This is a genomic window from Patescibacteria group bacterium (genome assembly GCA_040753135.1).
Classification (GTDB): Bacteria; Patescibacteriota; Minisyncoccia; order UBA6257; family Brennerbacteraceae; genus JBFMGR01.
In genome coordinates this window covers 1-1,467 of record JBFMGR010000018.1, presented here as the reverse complement: position 1 = coordinate 1,467, position 1,467 = coordinate 1, and the positions used below count along the sequence as shown (strand labels likewise).

1 protein-coding gene is annotated in these 1,467 nt (G+C 41.6%); it reads left to right on the top strand.

The genetic code is table 11. The features are described 5' to 3' along the window. Positions 1-1,467, top strand: a 1,467-nt coding sequence (locus tag AB1721_03395; protein MEW5805733.1) for a methionine--tRNA ligase, incomplete at both ends; no start/stop codon positions are given.

Sequence of the window (1,467 nt, the reverse complement as noted above, 5' to 3'; positions counted from 1 at the left end):
GAAAAATTTTTTATTACCACCGCGATTCCTTATACTAACGCTGAACCGCATATCGGCCATTTGTTGGAGTTTATCCAAGCCGATGTAATTGCCCGGTTTAAAAAGCTTCAAGGCAAAGAAGTGTTTTTTCTGACTGGCACTGATGAGCATGGGACTAAGATTAGCCAAACCGCTAAAGAGCGGGGAAAAGAGCCAAAAGAATTTGTTGATTATATCTCGGCTAAATTTCAAGAGTCTGCTGACGCCCTAAATATTAATTATTCTTATTTTATCCGGACTACTGACCAGCAAAAACACTGGCCCAATGTCAGAAAAATCTGGCAGGCGCTGAAAGAGTCAGGGGACATTTATAAAGGCCATTATTCAGGCAAATACTGTGTTGGTTGTGAGAAGTATTTGGTTGAGTCTGATTTGGAAAACGGCGTTTGCCCGATCCACAAAACCGAACCAGAAATCTTTGACGAAGAAAATTATTTTTTCCGGCTGTCTAAATACCAGAATGAATTGAAAAAGATAATTCAGGTTGATGAGCTGAAAATTATTCCTGAATTCAGAAAAGCCGAGGTTTTGAGTTTTTTGGCTCAAGGGCTTGAGGATGTCAGCTTTTCCCGGCCAAAAGAAAAACTTAACTGGGGAATTCCGGTGCCAGATGATGATTCGCAAGTAATCTATGTCTGGGCTGACGCCTTGACCAATTATCTGTCTGGGATAGATTATGCTAATGCCGGCGCTCAATTTCAGCGGTTTTGGCCGCCGGATTTACAGATAGTTGGCAAAGATATCTGGAAGTTTCATGCTTTGATCTGGCCGGCAATGCTTTTATCCGCTCATCTGCCTCTGCCCAAGGCGTTGATGATTCACGGCTTTTTAACCATTAACGGCCAAAAAATTTCTAAATCTTTGGGCAACGTGGTTTCGCCGATCGGGGTGATGCAAAAATTCGGCGTTTCTGCTGATTCGATTAGATATTTTTTCCTTCGGGAGATTAATCCGTTTGAAGACGGCGATTATTCTGATGAAAAGTTTATTCAGCGCTATAACAGCGATTTAGCCAATGGCGTTGGCAATTTACTGGCTCGGGTTTTGAAGCTGGGTTCGCTTTATCATAAAGAAATAACTTTGTCAGCCAATGAGCTGGAACAAAAAATCAATCAGGCTTGGCAAGAGTATTATCAGTTGTTTGAGAATTATAAATTTAACGAGGCTTTGAGCCTAATCTCTAATTTAGTTAGCGCTGGCGATGAATATCTTAATCAGAAAAAGCCCTGGGGACTGCTGAAGAACAGCGATCAGGAATCAGTGATTGGTTTTCAGAAAACTTTGTCGTCTTTAGTGATTCTTTTGGCAAACTTAGCTTGGCTTTACGCGCCGTTTATGTCTGAAGCAAGCGAGAAAATCCTGTTGGCTTTGGGATTGACCGGTGAAAAAGATAACGGCTGGCAGAATAAGAAACTGGTCTTATCCGAA